This is a genomic window from Parapedobacter sp. ISTM3, from assembly GCF_016533505.1.
GTDB classification, from domain to species: Bacteria; Bacteroidota; Bacteroidia; order Sphingobacteriales; family Sphingobacteriaceae; genus Parapedobacter; species Parapedobacter luteus.
In genome coordinates, this window is the sequence record NZ_JAENGN010000023.1 from 1 (window position 1) to 19,578 (window position 19,578).

Consider the following 19,578-nt stretch of genomic DNA (forward strand, 5'->3'; position numbering starts at 1 on the left):
GTACACGAAGCTGCCGTCCGGGAGCGAGATGCCCGTGACTGTCTGGTTATACTGTATATCCAACACATTAGATGTACCGTTTCCATTACCGGCGACATTGACAGCCGCACCAGCCGGAACCGACACCCGCACCGTGCCCCCCGCTGACGGTGTCGCCAAAACGGTATACGTGATATAGTCTGTTGTCTGCAAACCGCTGAGGGTAGCGTTCACCGCTGTAAGGTCGTCGAGCGTAAATCCGGTCACCGCCTCGCTGAAAGCAACCGAAATAGTGAACGGCCCATCTACCGGCGATACGGCCGTCGTGGTGAGTACGACACCAGGATGCGTCGTATTGACCAGCACCCCGCCTGTATTGCCCACGTTAATCAGTTCCATTGCCGCATCGTTGCCTGCCACATCCCGTACCGTGCCGCCGTCCGGCACGATGGAACCACCCACGGCGATGCCATCCATATCCTGATCGCCCGCCCGGACCATGTAGCTGAATTGCAGGGCATCGCTGCCCGAGCCACCGGCATAAGTTGCCCGCACGGTGGCCATGCCCACAGTAAGTTCCATATACGGTGTGCCCGCATTTTCATCAACCGTTACGGTTTTGCTGAAATTCACTATGAAGTCCAGTACATCCCCCTCGCGGTAATAACCGTTGGCCGGCACATCCGTCGAAGTGACCACAGGAGCGATATTGTCTACCACGGTCACGGTTGCATCAGCACGCGCCACGTTGCCGTTCACATCAGTGACCGTCAACGTCACGGTGTTATTGCCCAAATGGCTACGATCGAAGTCGGCCCGGTCAAGCGTGACGGTTGCAATGCCGCACGCATCCGAGCTGCCATTGTCGATATCTGCCGCGGCGATGCTTACCGCTCCGGACGCATTGAGGTAAACGATGATGTCCCGGGTACGCACCACCGGCACCGTGCTGTCCACCACGGTCACGATCGCATCGGCGCTCGCCACGTTGCCGTTCACATCGGTAGCCGTCAGCGTCACGGTATTATCGCCCAACTGGCCACAGTCGAAGTCTGTCTGGCTAAGCGCGAGGCTGGCAATACCGAAGCCATCCGTACTGTTGTTGTCTATTTGCTGCGGAAGGATACTTACCATGCCGTCGTTATCCAGGTAAACGGTGATATGTTGTGTAATGACCGTCGGGCCTTTGGTATCGATGGCGTAGCGGTCAGAATCCGACGTTCCTGCCCCCGCATTTCCGGCCAAGTCCTGGTAGCCTGTATTGTCCACGGTGATGACATTGTCCACAACTTCCACCCCCGCCGATGGCGTAAAGGCAGCCGCCCAGGTAATCCCCCCGTCAGCCGATCCTATCGGTGTCAACGTTCCATTCGGCGTGGTGATGTCCGCATTGGCCAACCCGATCACCGGCTCACTGAACGTCAACGTTACCAACATGCTATCGCCGTCCCTCAGCAAGGTTTGAGATAACGCTATCGCTACCGTCGGGGCCGTGTTATCGTAGCTCACATCCAGTATATTCGAAGCCGTGTTGAGGTTGCTTCCGATATTGACGGCTACATTTTCCGGCACCTGGACACTCACCACTCCGTCCGCCGCCGGGCTCACCAGTGCTGTCCAAGTGATGTTGTCCGAGGTCTGCAGGTTAGCCACCGTTGCATTGGTAGCGTTGATATCCGCTGCAGTGAATCCGGTGACCGCTTCACTGAACACCGTTGATACGGTAAACGGTGCATTCACCGGCGATGAGACCGGCGTACTAAGCGTCACACTGGGCCGCACCGCATAGACCAGCACACCCGTGGTGGTGCCGACGTTGTTGAGCGCAGGCAGTGCATCGTTGCCCGCCGCATCCCGGGCCGTCGCGCCATTCAGCACAAGGCTGCCACTCACGGCAATGCCGTCGAGGTCTACCTCGCCCGCCTGCACCACATAGCGGAATACCAGCGCGTTGCTGCCCGAGCCACTCACATAGCCCGCCTGTACGACAGCCGTGCCGATGGTCACTTCGAGGTGAAGCCTGCCGCCCGTTGCGTCCACCGTGACGTTTTCGCTGAAATGCACCGTAAAATCCAGCGCATCGCCCGCCACATGATATCCGTCAGCCGGCACCGCTACCGACGTAACTTCCGGAGCCACGCCATCGATCACGATTGCATGCTGTCCGGCGATCGAGTTGGCGCCACCCGTAGCGGGCAGGGTCAGTACGGCATCCAGGCCGGCAGCATTCTGTATGGTGCCGCCGTTAAGTGCCAGGGCGGCAGTGGATGCATAGTCGAGGTCGGCGCTCGCATCCCCAGCCTGCACCGTGTAGGCAAACGTCAACGTATTCGAGCCCGAGCCCGATACATACACCGCCTCCCGGTCCGTACTGCCCGTCTCCAGCAGCAGACCAGGCTTTCCGCCCGATTCATCCACCATCACGACTTGGTCGAACGCCACCGTTAAGGAAACCACATCACCAACCTTATACATCCCATCCGGGCTACTAGCTCCCACGGCATTCACTATCGGGCTGATGGGATTCACCGTGATGCTGATTGTATCATTCGCTTCCTGCGGTCCACCCGCCCCCGTAAGGCCGAGATCGTTCGAGCTGATTTGCAAGCTCGCCGGGCCGTTGTAGCCTGCTGTAGGCACAAATGCCAACCCGTTCAGCGCGGCATTGATAGCGGCGATGGTCCCCGTAAAGGTCATTGTGCCATCAGCGGCTCCGTCACCGACCGTAAATAACAATCCTGTGGTACTTCCCAGCGTCAGCAGCCCATTCGTGGCTGTCAGCGTCACCTGTATGGTGCCTCCCCCTGCATCCACATCCGAAACGGAAATCACATTGCCATTGCCTGTGCTGAATACCAATATGCCGTTCTGGTCGACCGACTGTGCAGCCGGAACCGCATTTACGGGGGCATCGTTCACCGCCGTTACCTCCAGCGTTACCGTGGTGGTATCCTCATGAGCCCCACCCGAGCCTGTATTTCCGTTGTCGTTGATCGTCACGGTCAAGGTCACATCCGCTGTCGCATTCGAGGCCGTGGTATAGGTGACTCCACTTGCAGCAATGAACGCATTAATGTCTGCAATCGTGCCCGTCAACGTCAGGGCACTGGCCGTCCCGCCAACGGTAACACCACCTCCGCTGGTCGCCGCCAGCGAACCGCTCGGCACCGAAAAGGTAGCGGTCACCAGGCCCGTCCCGGCGTCCACATCGGCAAAGCTGATGCCGCTAAGGGGGCTGGCCTCGTCCTCCGTGACGGTAATCGAGGCCGGCACCGTCACCACCGGCGCATTATTCACCGCCACCACAGCGACGGACTTCGTTGCCGGTGCGCTGTCATCGGTTCCATCGCTTATCACAAAACTGATCGTACGCGTAGCAACATTCGGATCCTCTGAAGTATTGCTATAGGTGACTGCCCCAAGGGCGGCCTCCCACTCGGCCAATGTTGCCGTGGCACCGGCTGATGCGAGCGTCAGTGTGCCTGTAGCCGCATTGTAGCTGCCGGTGATATTGCCCATGTTAACACCGTCGTTGGTAAAGCCAAGCACATCTTCAACGATTTGGAAGTTGCCGGTAATCGCCACGGTGGCCGAAGCAAGGGTCGTATTGTCCGGATCGCTTACCGTTAAGCCATTGTCGATCACCACCGGTACCGGGCCACCGCTAACGGATTCCGTAAAGGTGGTTGTCCCGCCGGAGGTGGTGATTTCCGGCGGATAGTTAAGGAAAACACCGTCAATAATCGTGAGGAAAAAATCATCAGCGCTTATCTTCACTTCATCCACCAAGACGCCCCCAAAATCCAAAACCGCTTTATCGCCGGTCGGAACCGTCCGCAAACTCCCCGCAACCGCGTTTCCGTCTTTAAACCCCTGCACCGTCACCGGCTCTGCGGTATTGTCTATATACAATGCCACAAACAGAAAATCTGCGCCATCTCTACGGGTGATGGTGACCACCTCCCTGGTCGCAAGATTGTCACTCGCCGAATTAAAATTGATCGAAGGAGAATTTTCGTAGCCCCCCACATGATCCCAAGCGATATCTCCGCCATCACCTTCGCTGGTAAACACCACATCGAATAATACACCTTGATGGGTGACCTCAAAACTGGTCTGCGGCGTAGCACCGATAGGGTTGGTATCGAAGGTTTCACGAAAGACTACCTGTGCCGATACCTGCGATAACCCAGCCCATAGCAACGCTACGAATACGATACCTTTCGGGAAGGCGGAGTAAAAATTTTTCATAAATGATCCAATAAAGTGAATACCGTGACCGTTGACGAGGAGCATTTAAGGCCTGGAGGGAGCATACCCTTCAACACAAATAATAAAGTTAATTACTGCATACGGCTGCACGTTGTCTATTGGATGGCCAGCTCCCGTGTTCCCGGAGTTTCCGCCACCACTATTCAGCGTCACGTCAGGAGTACCACTATTATAAGCGCGCACTGCACGGCCGGTGACAGTAGGTGCGGCGAGGGTATTGGCGCCATTGGTTCCGGCGACTTGCTCTGTCGCCGGCGAGCTGCTGACTTGTATACCGGGGAGGGAATGACTGTGGGCTGGAAGATTGTTCAACGTCAATGAAACAATTTCCTGCCCACCCCGTTCTCCGAGGACACGATGGCTTAAGCCAGCCCCTTGTCCAGCCCCCATGGGCACCCTTCCGCTCAAATTCGGCAGCGCAAAAGTAGTACGCCCATCCCCACCATAGGTGGTGCCTAAAATTGAATATAATACACTATAAGAGCTAATTGGTAACAAGCTCCCATCACAAAACATCCAGCCTCGAGGCGCAAAGGTTCCGGCAAACATCCGTATTTCACCGATAAACCCGTCCTGCGCCCGGACATCGGGAACCGTGGCTGCACAAAAAACTGCTACAAACAGTGATGATAACACCATTTTTCTTACTAAAAGTCTCATAGTCATATTATCTTAAAACAAGTCTATACTTTAGGTTCATTATTTTATACACCGAATTTATACACCAAACGCTATATGCGGGGTCTTTATACGCTCGAATTACCCAAGAACACACCGAAGGGAAACACACACGAAAAAGGAAATACACTTGCGGTTACAATCGGAAATAGGCGACATTACGCATTAGGCAGATTTTAGTGTTACTAAGCAGATTTTTTAATTATTAGCTGGCGCAAACATAGCACTTTGGCACAAAAAAACACCTATACTTTGGTATAGGTTTGAAGAAAAATCGATGTATTCGATGAAAATATTAATTTTGCCATGTACATCATCCTATCATATGACTCGGCACCTTTACTTGCTTATTACCGGCATTGTTCTTTGCATTGTTTCCATTCCATGTGGTGCGCAAGTCCACGCTCCCGGATCGGCCACTCCTTCCCCTGACCGGCTGGAATTTGTGCCCATGGATAATCACCCGGAGCTGTTCATTGCCCAAGACAGCCTGGGAAGTACCTGGATCCGGGGTACCGTACCGGCCAGCTTACGTGGAGTACCCGCCGTTTTCCGGATTCCGTCGGCACGCATCCACGACTATCGTCTTTATTTGCTCCAGGGTGGCCAGCTTACGCGCATCCCGCGAGATACCGGTAGTCCGTCCAGCCCTTTCCGCGCCCGTTTTCCGCAATACGAATTCATTTCGCACGATTCCGTTTTTTACCTTGAGGTCAAAGACCATACGCCCCAGCTGCTGGAGGTCGAGTTTTCGGAGCGCAGCCGGTTTGCCGTCGCCGAATCGTTCAATTTACTTGGTATCGGGCTGTACTATGGCCTGGCACTCATGTCGCTCATTTTCAACCTTGTTTTTTACTTGGTTTTCAGAGACATGCGGTTCATCACCTATTGCTTGTTGTTGCTGACCACCTTTGTTTCCTTCTTCTACGAAGATGGCATGTTTTACTATTTTTCCAATGGACGGTGGACCATGGACTACCTGATTGTGCTCAACAGCGCCGTTACCTCTATTGTATCCGTGCCCTTCACCTTTTATTTTCTTGACCTACAGGCTACCTTCCGACGGCTCAAGGGGCGATTTTTCGCTTGGGCAGCCATGCTGTTGCTCAGTGTGCTGGTGTATACCCTTACCGGCAGCCTTGCCATATGTATCTTTGTATACACGCTTTGCTTCCTTGCTCCGGCCATTTGCCTTTACCTCGCGGCCAGGCGGTTCCAAAAAGATGTATACGCCCGGTTTCTGCTGCTTTCTTTCGGCATGGTCGTGCTTACCGGGCTACTGTATGTGCTGCACACCCGCGTCGATGCAACGGCGTTCAGGGGCTTTGGGGTACATACATTCCGGGTGGTGAGCGCGTTGGAAATTATCGCCATCAGTTTTGCCATCATCTTCAGGGTCCGGGCGCTGCAGCATGAAAACGAGCGGTACCGCCAGGAGCTGGACAACTACCTCAAAGCGCTCGAAGTGAAGGCGGCGGACAACCATTACCAGCAAGCATTCCTTGCCAACCATACACCAGCCATGGCCACGAAACAACAACTGGCAGATGAGCTTCGCGCCCAGTATGCACTTACCGAGCGCGAAACTGAGGTACTCCTATGTATCTGGGATGGCCTGACAAACAAGGAAATCGCCGAACGGCTTTTCATCACCTTGAGTACGGCAAAATACCATATCAGCAACCTCTATGTCAAACTGGACGTCAGGAACCGAAACCAGGTACAGGTACTTGCGAAGGGGGTTGCCGGCTAGTCCTCATCACCCGTCCCCTTCCGTGCCGTGGGCTCCTTTCCGGCGGCACGCTCCGCCGCTCATGGGCAGCCAACCGTAAAAGGAATGGTGGTTTATCAAGTTTGCGATGATACGCGATGTATTCCGGGCGAGAAAAAAGGTGCTTAATCACGGTAATGAAGCAGCTGCGCTATTGGCGCGCCCTGATGGTTCTGGCGCTGCTCGAAAGGCTTGGTAGATGGCATCATCACTCAACATCGACAATTTCTCGGCGGCCCATTGGCGCAACTCATCGTCCCTCACGCCGCTCGGAGCGGCGGCCTGCGCAAACAACTCGATGGCCCTACCATACCAAAGCGCCATCTGCTCCGTGTATTTCTGATCAAATGGCCCTCCTTCCGGAGCCATTAGTCCGTCGAGCATCTGCTGCTCGCTTTCTAACGGGACGTCTGGAACCCGCAGGCCTTTGGATGCCGCCAGTTCGGCCAGTTGTGTACATGCAGCGCCGTAGTCTGATGCCAGCCGAGCGCCCCCTTCAATGATGTATCTATCGGTACCTTGTGCGTAGGCGTACCCGCCGGCTTCAATTTCAAACCGGAGGCTGCTCATTGCCAACTCCACAAATTCCTGTTCCTGCATGCGGCCTTTTTTGCCACCGCTGTCGTTGAGGCATAATACTAACCATCCACATGGTGCCAATAACCAAAGTAAAGCTGTTGTCCTGACCATCTTGCATCATTTGGCGCTGCCGCCGTTGCACGCTGTACTGCTATTACTTTTATGAACACGCGGAAAGCTGATTTGTTGGCAAAATGGTATAATTGGGAAATCCGGTGGCAGAATTATTCCTCAATTATTTTTTTGCGGTGCGAAATTCCCCACTCTGTAAGATTGTCGATAATGGTTTTCAGCGTCAGACCGTGCTCGGTAAGCTGATACTCAACTGTCACCGGCTGCGTGTCTAAAACAGTTCGTTTTATCAACTTGTTTAGTTCGAGCTCCTTCAGTTCTTTGCTCAACATTCTGTTGGAAATCCCATCTATATCGTTTAGAATATCGGAAAAACGCCTTTTGTTGTAAAAGCATATGGATGAGATGATTGGTATTTTCCATTTCCCGTTCAGCACGTCCATAGAATCTTGAACGGCCCTCATTTCTTTTTTGTGCTCTTGCCTGAAATCCTTTGTCTGACACTTCATATGTTACTTGGTTACACCGATGATACAGTTATTTTTCGACACAAAGTTACTAAAAATAACCAGCACAACCTACCTTTGCCTGTCAAAACAAAATATATTAAAAATGGATTTTACAAACAAAAATGTAGTCATTACAGGCGGTAGCACAGGGATTGGGTTTGCGACGGCAAAAGCATTTATCAATGCAGGGGCAAGCGTTTGGATAACAAGCAGAAGCGCCGACAACCTGCAAAAAGCAGCTACAAAAATAAACAGCCCCAAATTAAAAACCGTGGTTTCGGACACGTCAAGCCTGGAAGGAATTGCTGTATTGGAAAAGGCCGTTGCAGAAAGCGGCAACAAGGTGGATGTTCTTTTCCTCAATGCAGGAATCGCCACATTTGCTCCGATTGAACAAACCTCCGAAGCGGATTTTGATGCACAATTCAACACCAATGTAAAAGGCTATTTCTTTACCTTGCAAAAACTCATCCCGCATTTGGCAAACGGCGCTTCGGTATTATTCACGTCATCAACTGTGGCAACGGCATCTCAAATGTATGGAAGTGTTTATTCGGCTACCAAAGGTGCGGTAAATAAAATTGCCCAAGTGGCTGCAAACGAATTGGCTGACAGAAAAATCAGGGTGAACATTGTGAGTCCCGGACCAACGCAAACCGAGGGATTCGACAAAGCCGTTCCTGATGATGATGTAAAAAAACAATTTGCCACAACAACGGCTTTGCAGCGAATGGGCAACCCTGACGAAATAGCAAATACCGTTCTGTTCTTGACTTCTGACAAGGCGAGTTTTATTACCGGAACGGAGCTGTTGGTAGATGGTGGTTATATCGGCTATGCACTGAAATAACTTACCCCGTTGATTCATGGAATTTATGTATACTTGCGTGTGGCATAAGACTGGACAGGGGACAAACCATGAATGGATTTTATTTACAGGCACTCTTAAAAATCGTCGGCATCAGTGCGGCTTCGGGAATCACGTTTTCAGATGGCCTGATCCGCCTGGTCTCCGACAACAGCAATTATCTCTACGAATATCCCTTGGATACGGGCCAGCTGACCCGGTATCTGCTCAAGGATGGCGAACATACCGAACAGGTGGCGAAGGCTTGGAAGATGGATCTGGAAGCCATCGTGGAGCGCGACGATGCGACTTATGTGTTCGGCTCGGGCTCCACCCCTGCCCGGGAGCTTGGGTTTGCTGTTTCAAAAACTGACCGCCGGACCGATACCTTGCAGCTGCATGCGTTATATGATGTCATGCGTTCGGCTGCCGGAATCGGTCCGGATGATTTTAATATCGAAGGGGTGGCTGTTTATGGCGCCGATTGGCTGTTCCTCAACCGGGGGAACGGACCGGGCGGGCGGAATGTCTTATTTACCGTCCACGGCCCCAGCTTGACTGAAAATCCCCAGGTCTCCTATGAGGAGATAGACCTGCCCGTGATGGACGGCCTGCCCTTTGGGTTTTCGGATGCAACGGTTGCCGGAGATACGCTGTACTTTATCGCTACGGCCGAGGCGGGCCAGTCTACCTACCATGATGGCGAGGTGGGCGGCAGCCTGTTCGGCGCCATCGATCTGGGAAGCCGGAAGCTGCTACACAGCCGCATAATCTCCCGGACGCATAAATTCGAGGGGATTGCCCGCTATCCAACCGAAACCGGAAGCGTTTCGTTTCTGTTGTGTGAAGATGATGACAGTACGACCGATACGACGACTATCTACCGGCTTGATGTGGACCGCTCTTGGTTAGCTCCTTAACTTTCGGCAAAAAGATATATGCCCCGCAATCCCTTCGATTACCGAATATCGCAAATACTCAACGGAGCTGGCCGACGATGTGATCCGTCCGACAAAAAAAAAGCGAACTTTGTCCCCGTTCTGAAATGTCGGTCGTCATGAAGACGAACAATAAATTTTAAGGAAATGAAAGAATTTGCGTTAATTTTCAGATTAAAAGACATTGCGGATTTCAAACCATCGCCCGAACAAATGCAGGAACGCATGAACTGGCTGGCCAGTATCGCCGCACAGAACAAATTGGTGGACAAAGGCAACACCCTTCTGCCCATTCCGGGAAGTGCAAAAACGGTAAAACCCAACAATGTGGTCACGGACGGCCCCTACACCGAAATCAAAGAATTTATCAGCGGCTACATCGTGGTAAGTGCTGAAAACATTGATGAAGCGGTAGAAATGGCCAAGGCCAATCCGATTTTTGACCAGGTAGGCGGAAACATTGAAGTCCGGGAAGTTTTAAGACGTGAGTGATGAAAGTGCAGCATCAATCACATGATGAGCTTTTACCTCACCTGTTCCGGCAGGAATACGCTAAAATGACGGCTGTTCTATGCCGTCATTTTGGTCTTAAGCACATTGAAATTGCCGAAGATATCGCCAGCGACACCTTTTTAAAAGCATCCGAAAATTGGGCAATTAACGGAATACCCGAGAACCCTACGGCGTGGCTTTACGCCGTGGCCAAAAACAAAACCAAGGATTACTTTAAGCACGTAGCAGTTTTCGAAACGCAGGTTAAAGAAGCCATAAAACCAACCGAAATTGAAGCCGAAAACGATTTTGAGCTAAGCAGCCAGAACATTTCTGACAGCCAGTTAGCCATGATTTTTGCGGTTTGCAATCCCACAAATTCAACCGAAGCACAAATTTGTTTGGCGTTGCAAATTCTTTGCGGTTTCAGCGTTGAAGAAATTGCCAATGCTTTTTTGTCAAAAACCGAAACGATTAAGAAGCGTTTGCTTAGAGCAAGAGCCAACCTGCGCAACGACGATTTCCAAATCAAATCGTTAAGTGAAACGGCCATCAAATCAAGGTTAGATACCGTGCTAAAAACGTTGTATTTGCTCTTCAACGAAGGTTATTTTTCAAAAACCTACCGCCGGCAAATCCGGAAGGACTTTTGCTCGGAAGCAATAAGGTTGACGTTGATTTTGACAGAAAACCCATTGACCGACACTCCGCAGACGAACGCCTTGCTTGCCTTGATGTGTTTCCAAGGCTCGCGACTTGAAGCAAGAACAAACGAGAAAGGCGAAGCCGTTTTGTTTGACGAACAAGACAGACGTCTGTGGGACACCACATTGATAGCGAAAGGGAATTACTTTCTGGTAAACGCCTGCAACAACAACGAGATTTCAAAATACCATTTGGAAGCAGGCATTGCCTATTGGCATACCGCGCCGGCAGACCAAAACAAATGGCAACATATTTTACAGCTTTACAACCGGCTTATCCTTGTTGAATATTCGCCAATAACAGCGTTGAACAGAACGTTTGCTTTTGCCAAAGTTTACGGACATGACAAAGCCATAACCGAAGCCGAAAAATTACAGCTGACAGGCAACACCTATTATCACGAATTATTAGGTTACTTGTATGCGGATACAGACCTTGATAAAGCGATTGCACACTACGAACAAGCTATCCGGCATACAAAATCCAAGACAGAAAAACTGACCTTGATAAAGGAAATAGCGCGGCTGAAAGAAACACGAACCTGAAATACACGCCGAGAAATTGGTCGATAGTTGGCTACTAACCAAGACGGATCATGGCCCTATCCGATCTGCATCTAAAAAAGCATTTATCGCATCGCTTAAGTTTGTAAGCAGACAGTATCCGGAGTACCAGTTCTTAAATCAGGGTACCCGTCGCTACTCCAACCTGGGGTATGGCCTGCTCGGTATGGGACTTGAAAAAGCCGCAGGTACCCAATATGAGGAATATATCCTTTCCAACATCTGTACCCCCTTGCAGCTCTACGATACAGGGTTCGGTACCGTTGGCTCAGGAAGCAACCCGATCGCTAAAGGATATTTTTACAGAGACGATAAGAAAGGGTTCATCAGAACGCCCGACTATTATCCCAATTCGATGGTCTACGCCGCAGGCATGTATTCAACCGCAGCCGACCTCGCAAAATTCATCAGCGCCCAATTCGAGGATGATAGCCTTGTTCTTTCGGGGAAAAGCAAGAGAATGATGCAGCAACTGGGCATCGGTTGGCTACGCGCCTATCCTTTTGTCATGCACGAAGGTTCGATGCTGGGGGCACGGTGTGAAATCGTACTCAATCCCGAACTGAAAATCGGATGGGTGGTATTGGTCAATACCACTGATTTTCAATTCAACAGGATCAATGAATATATCGCTGAGCTGATTGTACCCCAATATATCAAAAAGCCTGTTACCGAACCGGAAAAATATGTAGGCACATATACATTGGAAGGCGGTTATGACAGCCTGAAGATATACTTGAAAGATGGCAGACTGCATTCGAGTTACCTCGAAGAGGTCTTGCCTCCTCTACCGTTGTCGTTCTCAGGCAACAATTCTTTAAAGGCTGTCGGATACGACGGACACGATATTCATTACCAATTTATTGAAGGGCCAGATTCGGCAATCAAGGCGCTTGCCCTCAACCAGCTCATGTGGATAAAACAATAAGCAATCTCCATAGCTTATGTGGAGTACGTGATCCAATAAGCGGTTTAAAAGCTTAAATTTACGGCGTATGAATGAACAGGCTGAACGTTTTTTTGAAAAAACCGGAAAATGGAGCGAAGAATTTCAATTGCTACGGGAGATCGTCCGTGAAAACAAATCGCTCGAAGAAGATTATAAATGGAAGCATCCCTGTTATACCTTCCAGGGAAAGAACGTCGTGCTCATTCATGGATTTAAGGAATATTGTGCGTTGCTGTTCCATAAAGGTGCTTTGTTGAAGGACACGGCGGGTCTCTTAATCCAGCAGACGGAAAACGTGCAGTCTGCAAGACAAATCAGGTTTACCAATGCCGAACAAATCATAAGGTTGAAACCTGCTATCCAAGATTACATTGCCCAAGCGGTTGAAATTGAAAAGTCGGGCAAGAAAGTCGCATTGAAAAAAGTGACAGACTACCCCGTGCCCGAAGAGTTTCAACGGGCACTAACCGAAGACGAAACGTTGGCCAAAGCGTTCCATTCGCTGACACCGGGAAGGCAGAAAGGATATCTGTTTTATTTCAACCAAGCCAAACAACCCAAAACCCGGGAAGCAAGAATCGAAAAATATTACCAGCATATTATAGACGGCAAAGGGATTGATGATTAACGTAGCTATCGCGGAAGTCTTTGGACTGCATACGCTTTTTGCCAAATGACAAGTAACTCCATATTGTTTTGCAGCATCTTTGTTTCGTTATTAACGATTAAAAATTAGAGAATGGCAACAACAGTTTTAGTTACGGGAGCTTCCTCAGGAATTGGGAAGGCAACTGCGGTTTATTTGGCACAAAGCGGTTACAACGTATACGGTGCGGCACGCAGAAAGGAAAAAATCCAAAAGCTGGAACCCTATGGTGTAAAAGCGATTACACTGGACATTACAAAAGACGAAAGCGTGGTGTCATGTGTAAACCAGATTTTCAGTGAAGCAGGAAGCATTGACATTTTAGTCAACAGTGCGGGTTTGGGGTCATATGGAGCACTGGAAGATGTGCCAATGGCCGAGGCAAAAACCTGATGGATATAAATTTGTTTGGCGTTGCGCGTTTAATTCAATTGGCATTGCCGGAAATGCGCAAAAATGGATACGGCAAGATCGTAAATATATCGTCGGTCGGCGGCAAAGTCGGTTTACCAATGGGAAGTTGGTATCATGCCAGTAAATTTGCCATAGAAGGATTAAGCGATTGTTTGCGTAACGAGGTGAAACCATTCGGCATTGATGTAATGGTCATTGAACCGGGCGGAACAAAATCGGAAATGATTGAAAACGGGGCGGCCGATTTGGCGCGTATCTCAGGGAAAACAGTATACAAAGACCTGGCAAATCGGGTAACGAAAATGTATGCGTCTTTGGCAGCGAATGCCATAGAAGCCATTGAAATTGCGAAGCTCATCAAAAATGGAATTGAAGCAAAAAATCCGAAAACTCGCTATATGGCGAGTAACGCGAGGCCATCTCTCTTGATGCGAAAACTCCTACCTGATAAGCTATTTGACCGTATGCTAATGAACCAGATGAAATAAATTATGGAAACACTGATCAATTATTTGTTGCAGTTTGGCAATCTGAACAGGCAACAGATCGGATTAATAAGTAGCAAAGCCGTCATAAAGGAAATCAAAAAAGACGAATACTACCACGAAGCGGGGAAAATTCCGTGCGAGGTTATTTTCCTCACGGATGGAATTATGAGGGTGTGCTATTACAACAATAAAGGCGATGAGTTAACCAAGTACTTTATTGATGAGAATAACTTTCTTGCAGACATTAACAGCTATAATCAGCAAATTCCCTCAACGGAGTATGTGCAGGCTATCACGGACTGTAAGTACATTGTGTTATCAAGACCCGTAATGCGAGAGCTTTCCTTGACAATAATTGGCTGGGACGAAATTATTGCCAAGATAACGGCAAAAGGCTTGTCTGATAAGATAAACAGGATTAGCCCAATGATGGCAGAAGATGCGACGGAACGTTACTTGAATTTTTTAAATAATTACCCGGGGCTTGCCAACCGTATTCCTCTTTCTTATTTGGCCTCCTACCTTGGGATCACACCGTCTTCACTGAGCAGAATCAGAAAGAATATTCGCTAATTCTTGCGACCGCACGTGCTCCCGCACCCTCGCTGGATAGGCTGGAGATTTTTTCGTCTGCATTTCGACTTTCACAAAAAATTTTATCTTTGTGTATGGCGTTTAAAAACGGTATGTCACTTTTCTGGGCGCTGTATGCTTTCTTTTTTGCGGTGCCTTTTCCGATGTTTTTGTACTATAGCATCTATTACTCGGGCGGCCAGCGCTTGGTTAGCACCCTGTCCGCTCCTTATTGGGCGCTTGTTTATTTGGCCTTATCGGTCGTGCTGTGGAGCTGGCTGTTGGCGCGCTATTTCGGGCAGTGGTTTATAGCGCCGGCCAGGGAACTGCGCCAGATGAACCAACTCTTAAGAACGGGTGAAATACGCGACGCCGAGGTGGTCGCCTCACGGACCGTGGGCAAACCGGAAAGAAACCGGCGGCGGCTGGAGGTTACTTTCCGCTTCAACAACTTGTCGGGTGTGCCTATCCAGGAAACTTTGCCTGTGGTGGATATGCGCCCGCAGCTGGGCCGGTTCGACGTAGGGCAGCGGTTGCGCCTGCGGATCGATGAGTCCTTGGCAAAAAGCCGCGTCATCGTTATCGACGGTTCGGAGTTCCAGCCGGATACTACCCGGCGCCTCATCGTTTTCCTGGGATGGATGGGGCTGCTGGGGTTGGTTGCGGCCTATTACTTACTGAGCTATCGCTATGAACATCAGGGCACAGGCTGGCGTTTTCTCACGTACTTTCACCCGCTGTTGATTTGCCCACTGGCGTTATTGGGCCTGCGGTGGCTTATGAATGGTGGCTTAGGCCGGTTTTTCCTGAATGACAAGACCGCCGTGCAGCTGAAATACAGGGGACGCCGGGCGGTGGCCCGGCTGCTCGAAGCCAAGCAAACCGGCACGTACATCAACGAGCAGCCGCAGGTGCGCTTTGAACTGGAATATGAAGATTCCCGGGGCACTACCCACCGAACGAGCTGCAAAAAAATTGTCAGCTTGCTGGGAATGGATATTACGCGGGCAGAAACCATCCCGATTTTTTACCTGGCAGACCAACCGCAAACGGTAGCTTTTGCCACAGATCTTGATCAGACCGAATGACGATGAAAACTTCATGCTCAGTATTCGCGCGCAACGCGGCGATATGGTGTGCCGCCCTGCTGCTGACGGCGTGCCAACACGTATCCAAAAGCATCAAGGATACATTCAATACGCGGCCTGAAGAGCCATTCTTTTCTGCGAATCGGGAATCTGTTGCCAGGTTCGTTGCTGACGAGGATGCGCTGGCCCGTGCCGAACAGCAGCTCAGGGAGCTGCCGCAATACCGCTCGAGGTCCATCAATTTATACGCGGATATCCACTTTTATGACGATGGCCGCATCGCGGCAAAATTGCAACACCCCGAAAACATGGACTATGTAGATGCGTATACCTACCGCCAAGGAAAATGGAGTGGCCCCCACCCTGTCCAGCTTTCGGCGCGCGAACGATTATCGGACAAAATGATTGCCCTGGACAGCGTGCCCTTCCGCACGGCGGCAGCCGTTATCCGGAATTATAATGAGAAAGCAGCCGCCATTGAAGGGGCACGGCAGGCCAACCATGTGTACCTGATCATTCATAGTGGCCTTACCCGGTGGTACCCCAACCGCATCGATGGTGCACGGGAGCTTTGGCAAATATCGTTTCGCCGGGATGGCTCGGTGACTTCCTTCGAACGCCTATAGATGATCATTATCACCAAAAGATTTGTCCTCAGGAATACGTGCACGGCTTTTTTATGCTGCCTCGCCCTGGTTGCTGCGGCCCAGGCAGGCTCCATGTGGCCGGGGATATGGGAGATGAAGTACCAGCCATGGCCACATATCCCGGCCATCCGCATGCAGCTGCATATTGCGGCGCCGGTGAAAAACATGCTCTACCCGGCCAAGCTATCATTGACCTACGGCGGCTTCGCGGGCGAATATGAACTGCTACTGGTCAAGAAACATGACCGCCGGCTGGGTATCGGCAGAAACAAGGTGCCCGTGGATGAGCAGCCTTTCGGATTGGGTCCGTGGATGATGTACCTGAATGGCACCCTTGACCACGAACGGGGCGATACCGCTGATCAACTGCGGCTAAGCCGCCTTTGGATCGATGATTTCGGCGTTTTCATGAGTGGATTGTACGACGACGAGCTCCAAACCAATACCAAAGTGTATATCCGGGATTTCCTTTATCGCGGGGCAATCGTCCTTCAGCGCGCGGATACCACCCCCTGGGTGCATCCGCATACCAGCCGCATCGTACATACAGATTCCCTCTATTATGGTGTGTACGATCCAATACCTACCGATGCACCTACGCTGTCTTTTGCCGTGCAGGATGAGCAACGGTATGACCATGACACCGTAACCGTGGTGCACAACGGCCGGTTAATAGCGCACAACCTGCCCGTAGAAAAAGCGATGGAGCTGGACGAATTGACGTTGGATACGGGGGAAAATTATATCGCTTTTTTTGCCGATAGTTATGGTGCCTTGCCGCCGAACACGGCTAACTTCCTTATCGGCACGGGCGGCAGCGACGCAGGGCTTTTTGCCTTTGACTTCAGCAATCGCGCTAATGCTTATGCGACCGTCATGGTAGCGCGGTTTCAATACCGGCCCGGGTCGGCTGCCGTCCGCCCGCACCCGGAGCCCACAGTGCCCGCCTATCGCGGAAAAACGGCAGGCCGCCGGAATATGCTCATCGGGCAGTGGACGGTCCGCACTGCAAAGATCGAGCTGGAGATCTGGGACCAGCAGGTCGAAGACGGAGACATCATTTCCATCCAGGTAAACGGAGCCACCGTTGCAGACGGACTGGCGGTCACAAAGGCTGGCAAACGCTTTGGAGTCATGCTGAAACCCGGAAACAACCGCATTCTGTTCAGGGCCGAAAATCTCGGACGCATCCCGCCGAATACGGCGGCATTGCGGATAACCGCCGGCGGGCAGACAAAAACGTTTCAGCTGAGCACGGACGCCGAGCGGAACAACGTGCTCGACATCATTTTGGAAAAATAATTTTTTTGGCTCCAGCTGGCGTTAGTCTGACTTGGAAGTAGATTCTTCCCTCAACTCCAGCATCCGCGCAATGGACCTCAAAATCTGGTTTGCTTCTTCCTGGTTTTTTACCAGGGTATCAACTTTCCAATACCACAGCAAAATCCCCCTTATCCCAAAAAATACGGCAATCGAAATGGCAAGAATAAAGACGAACGCCACGATTTCTCCTGAAGGTGTGGCTTGTAAAAATATAAATTTCATAACCATGTGAGTTAGTAGCAGTTCCGTACTGACCTGCCTTCAAAGGTACTTAAGGATGAAGGCACTCCGTTACGGGAAACCGTAACGACAGGGTGAAGCTGCGGTTGATGAGCTGGATTCGCTCGGGCGTGTTTTTTTATTGTACCTTTAGGGGCATACTGTTTTAAATCATATCAGCTTATGGCAGCAGAAAAGTATCTGGAATACCTGGACCATATTTTTCAACGGGAGCCGCTGTTTTACAGAAACGAGAGCCTCATTGATGGCCTGCCCGGTGTAGCATCCATCGTCTATCCCGAAATCCCGGACAGCGGGTATATCACCGCTTTGACCTACGGATTGTCCTTGGTTGATCATCCCGCCTGGAAACACGGCAGGCTTGAACTTTGTATTTCGGTAGCGTCCTCCAATTTAGCGTGGGGACAGATCATCGGGTATATCGCCAATCAACTCAGGGGCAATTGCCCTTTCTCGTATGGACAAACGATAAACGTTGGCGAGCAGATAAGCCCGGATTCGGCAATGGATGCTTTTTTTGTTTTCGCACCGAGCACGTTAGACCGGGAAGATTACCTCGATATTGACATCGGTACGGACTATACGATCAACATCTCGGGCCTTTACCCCATGTATTCGGACGAACTTGAGGTCTTTGGAAAAATCGGACTCGAAGCGTTTTGGCACCACCCGAACTTTGACAATTACAGCGTAACGCGGGATCGGGTAAGGTGATGCCAGCCAAGTGGCTACAACCATATCGTTGTTTCTGTTACATCAACCATTGATTCGGTTACGTCCAAAGTTGGCCCAATGGCCAATTTTGTAGCGTAATCGTAAACAATAAACACTCAAAACATGAACACGAAAAAAGTATGGTTTGTAACCGGAGCTTCAAAGGGGCTGGGCCTATCGCTCGTACAGGCATTATTAAAAGCTGGCTACGCGGTAGCGGCGACCTCAAGAGATGCAGACGGCCTGGCAAGGGAGGTGGGCATGCTCAACCATTTCCTGCCGATTGAAATGGACATCGCTGATGAAAAAAGTGTAAGCACAGCCATCGCCCGGACGATAGAACGATTCGGCTCTATTGACGTGGTGGTAAACAACGCGGGCTATGGCCAGCTCGGTACGCTGGAGGAACTGACCGACGAGGAAGCCCGGATGAACTTTGAGGTCAATGTGTTTGGCCTGCTGAACGTCATGCGGCACGCGATGCCGCATCTGCGCCGCCAGAAGTCAGGGCACGTCATCAACATTTCGTCCATTGCTGGCTTTTTAGGCACCTTTCCCGGATGGGGCATCTACAACGCCACTAAGTTTGCCGTGGCCGGGCTTACCGAGGCTTTTTCGGCAGAAACTCAATCCATGGGCATCAAGGCGACCGTTGTCTATCCCGGCTATTTCAAGACCAATTTTTTGTTGAAAGGCTCCCTCCGCTTGGCAGCGAACCCGCTGGCTGCTTATAAAGAAGCCCGTGACCTTGAAGCCTTGCATGAAACACAGATTGTCGGCAATCAGCCCGGCGACCCGCAAAAGGCAGCGCTTGCTTTTATCCAATTGGCCGAAAGTGAGCAACCGCCTCTGCACTTCTTCATGGGAAGCGATTCATTGGGCATGGCCCGCAACAAAATAGGACTGCTGGAAGCCGAATTGAGCAACAACGAAGAGCTAAGTAAATCTACTGATTTTTAAGCACGGAAAGACAAATGAGACGGGTTTTCAGTATCCCGTCTCATTTTTTTTTGAACGCTGTCACAAACGTGCAGCTGATGAGCGGGGATAGACCAATATTGTTGCAGGTCAAAGCAGCTTTAGCTAAATTT

20 protein-coding genes are annotated in these 19,578 nt (G+C 50.8%); 15 read left to right on the forward strand and 5 right to left on the reverse strand.

What is annotated here, in order from left to right; translation table 11 throughout:
• Window positions 1-4,230 (reverse strand): Ig-like domain-containing protein (locus JHJ32_RS20955; RefSeq protein WP_200122336.1); only part of this gene is annotated, 4,230 nt, incomplete at its 3' end.
• A gap of 45 nt (window positions 4,231-4,275) precedes the next feature.
• Window positions 4,276-4,911 (reverse strand): phage tail protein, encoded by a 636-nt coding sequence (locus JHJ32_RS20960; protein ID WP_200122338.1) that lies wholly within the window; start codon window positions 4,909-4,911, stop codon window positions 4,276-4,278.
• Window positions 4,912-5,215: 304 nt separating this feature from the next.
• Between JHJ32_RS20960 and JHJ32_RS23080 the strand changes: the two genes are divergently transcribed.
• Window positions 5,216-6,682 carry a LuxR C-terminal-related transcriptional regulator gene (locus JHJ32_RS23080; protein WP_176146103.1) on the forward strand — a complete coding sequence of 489 codons (1,467 nt, stop codon included), beginning with the start codon at window positions 5,216-5,218 and terminating at the stop codon, window positions 6,680-6,682.
• Between the two features lie 147 nt (window positions 6,683-6,829).
• Here JHJ32_RS23080 and JHJ32_RS20970 read toward each other — a convergent pair whose 3' ends face one another.
• Both JHJ32_RS20970 and JHJ32_RS20975 read right to left on the reverse strand, forming a co-directional pair.
• A complete protein-coding gene (locus JHJ32_RS20970) occupies window positions 6,830-7,390 on the reverse strand; it encodes a DUF4142 domain-containing protein (RefSeq protein ID WP_200122339.1) in 561 nt (186 codons plus the stop codon).
• 113 nt (window positions 7,391-7,503) lie between these two features.
• On the reverse strand, window positions 7,504-7,860 hold the full coding sequence (locus JHJ32_RS20975; RefSeq protein ID WP_079715755.1) for a helix-turn-helix domain-containing protein: 357 nt from the start codon (window positions 7,858-7,860) through the stop codon (window positions 7,504-7,506).
• 103 nt (window positions 7,861-7,963) lie between these two features.
• Between JHJ32_RS20975 and JHJ32_RS20980 the strand changes: the two genes are divergently transcribed.
• The 12 genes from JHJ32_RS20980 to JHJ32_RS21030 all read left to right on the forward strand — a co-directional run bounded on the left by JHJ32_RS20980 (window position 7,964) and on the right by JHJ32_RS21030 (window position 17,512).
• The gene (locus JHJ32_RS20980) at window positions 7,964-8,710 is read left to right on the forward strand and encodes an SDR family NAD(P)-dependent oxidoreductase (RefSeq protein WP_200122341.1); all 747 of its coding nucleotides are present in this window, start codon (window positions 7,964-7,966) and stop codon (window positions 8,708-8,710) included.
• Between the two features lie 68 nt (window positions 8,711-8,778).
• Window positions 8,779-9,627 carry a hypothetical protein gene (locus JHJ32_RS20985; protein WP_200122343.1) on the forward strand — a complete coding sequence of 283 codons (849 nt, stop codon included), beginning with the start codon at window positions 8,779-8,781 and terminating at the stop codon, window positions 9,625-9,627.
• Window positions 9,628-9,792: 165 nt separating this feature from the next.
• Window positions 9,793-10,137, forward strand: a complete 345-nt coding sequence (locus JHJ32_RS20990) for a YciI family protein (protein ID WP_079715752.1) — start codon at window positions 9,793-9,795, stop codon at window positions 10,135-10,137.
• A complete protein-coding gene (locus tag JHJ32_RS20995; RefSeq protein ID WP_079715751.1) occupies window positions 10,137-11,387 on the forward strand; it encodes an RNA polymerase sigma factor in 1,251 nt (416 codons plus the stop codon). The genes JHJ32_RS20990 and JHJ32_RS20995 overlap by 1 nt, the downstream gene beginning before the upstream one ends.
• A gap of 16 nt (window positions 11,388-11,403) precedes the next feature.
• A complete protein-coding gene (locus tag JHJ32_RS21000; protein ID WP_200122345.1) occupies window positions 11,404-12,333 on the forward strand; it encodes a serine hydrolase in 930 nt (309 codons plus the stop codon).
• A 67-nt stretch (window positions 12,334-12,400) separates the two neighbouring features.
• Window positions 12,401-12,982, forward strand: coding sequence for a YdeI family protein (locus JHJ32_RS21005; protein ID WP_200122352.1), 582 nt, complete (start codon window positions 12,401-12,403; stop codon window positions 12,980-12,982).
• Window positions 12,983-13,093: 111 nt separating this feature from the next.
• Entirely contained in the window at window positions 13,094-13,393 is a 300-nt protein-coding gene (locus tag JHJ32_RS23040; RefSeq protein ID WP_255539832.1) for an SDR family NAD(P)-dependent oxidoreductase, read from the forward strand.
• A complete protein-coding gene (locus tag JHJ32_RS23045) occupies window positions 13,393-13,902 on the forward strand; it encodes an SDR family NAD(P)-dependent oxidoreductase (RefSeq protein WP_255539833.1) in 510 nt (169 codons plus the stop codon). The genes JHJ32_RS23040 and JHJ32_RS23045 overlap by 1 nt, the downstream gene beginning before the upstream one ends.
• Window positions 13,903-13,905: 3 nt before the next feature.
• Window positions 13,906-14,475, forward strand: coding sequence for a Crp/Fnr family transcriptional regulator (locus tag JHJ32_RS21015; RefSeq protein WP_200122354.1), 570 nt, complete (start codon window positions 13,906-13,908; stop codon window positions 14,473-14,475).
• A gap of 95 nt (window positions 14,476-14,570) precedes the next feature.
• A complete protein-coding gene (locus tag JHJ32_RS21020; RefSeq protein ID WP_200122356.1) occupies window positions 14,571-15,563 on the forward strand; it encodes a hypothetical protein in 993 nt (330 codons plus the stop codon).
• Window positions 15,564-15,565: 2 nt separating this feature from the next.
• Complete coding sequence (locus JHJ32_RS21025) at window positions 15,566-16,189, forward strand: hypothetical protein (protein ID WP_079715741.1); 624 nt, start codon at window positions 15,566-15,568, stop codon at window positions 16,187-16,189.
• Window positions 16,190-17,512 (forward strand): hypothetical protein, encoded by a 1,323-nt coding sequence (locus tag JHJ32_RS21030; protein ID WP_200122358.1) that lies wholly within the window; start codon window positions 16,190-16,192, stop codon window positions 17,510-17,512.
• Between the two features lie 21 nt (window positions 17,513-17,533).
• Here the strand turns inward: JHJ32_RS21030 and JHJ32_RS21035 are convergent, their stop codons facing one another.
• Window positions 17,534-17,755 (reverse strand): hypothetical protein, encoded by a 222-nt coding sequence (locus JHJ32_RS21035; protein ID WP_200122360.1) that lies wholly within the window; start codon window positions 17,753-17,755, stop codon window positions 17,534-17,536.
• Between the two features lie 180 nt (window positions 17,756-17,935).
• Between JHJ32_RS21035 and JHJ32_RS21040 the strand changes: the two genes are divergently transcribed.
• Together JHJ32_RS21040 and JHJ32_RS21045 are read left to right on the forward strand one after the other, a co-directional pair.
• Window positions 17,936-18,487, forward strand: a complete 552-nt coding sequence (locus JHJ32_RS21040; RefSeq protein WP_200122367.1) for a suppressor of fused domain protein — start codon at window positions 17,936-17,938, stop codon at window positions 18,485-18,487.
• Window positions 18,488-18,610: 123 nt separating this feature from the next.
• Window positions 18,611-19,447 (forward strand): SDR family NAD(P)-dependent oxidoreductase, encoded by an 837-nt coding sequence (locus tag JHJ32_RS21045; protein ID WP_200122373.1) that lies wholly within the window; start codon window positions 18,611-18,613, stop codon window positions 19,445-19,447.
• The last annotated feature ends 131 nt before the right edge of the window (window positions 19,448-19,578 follow it).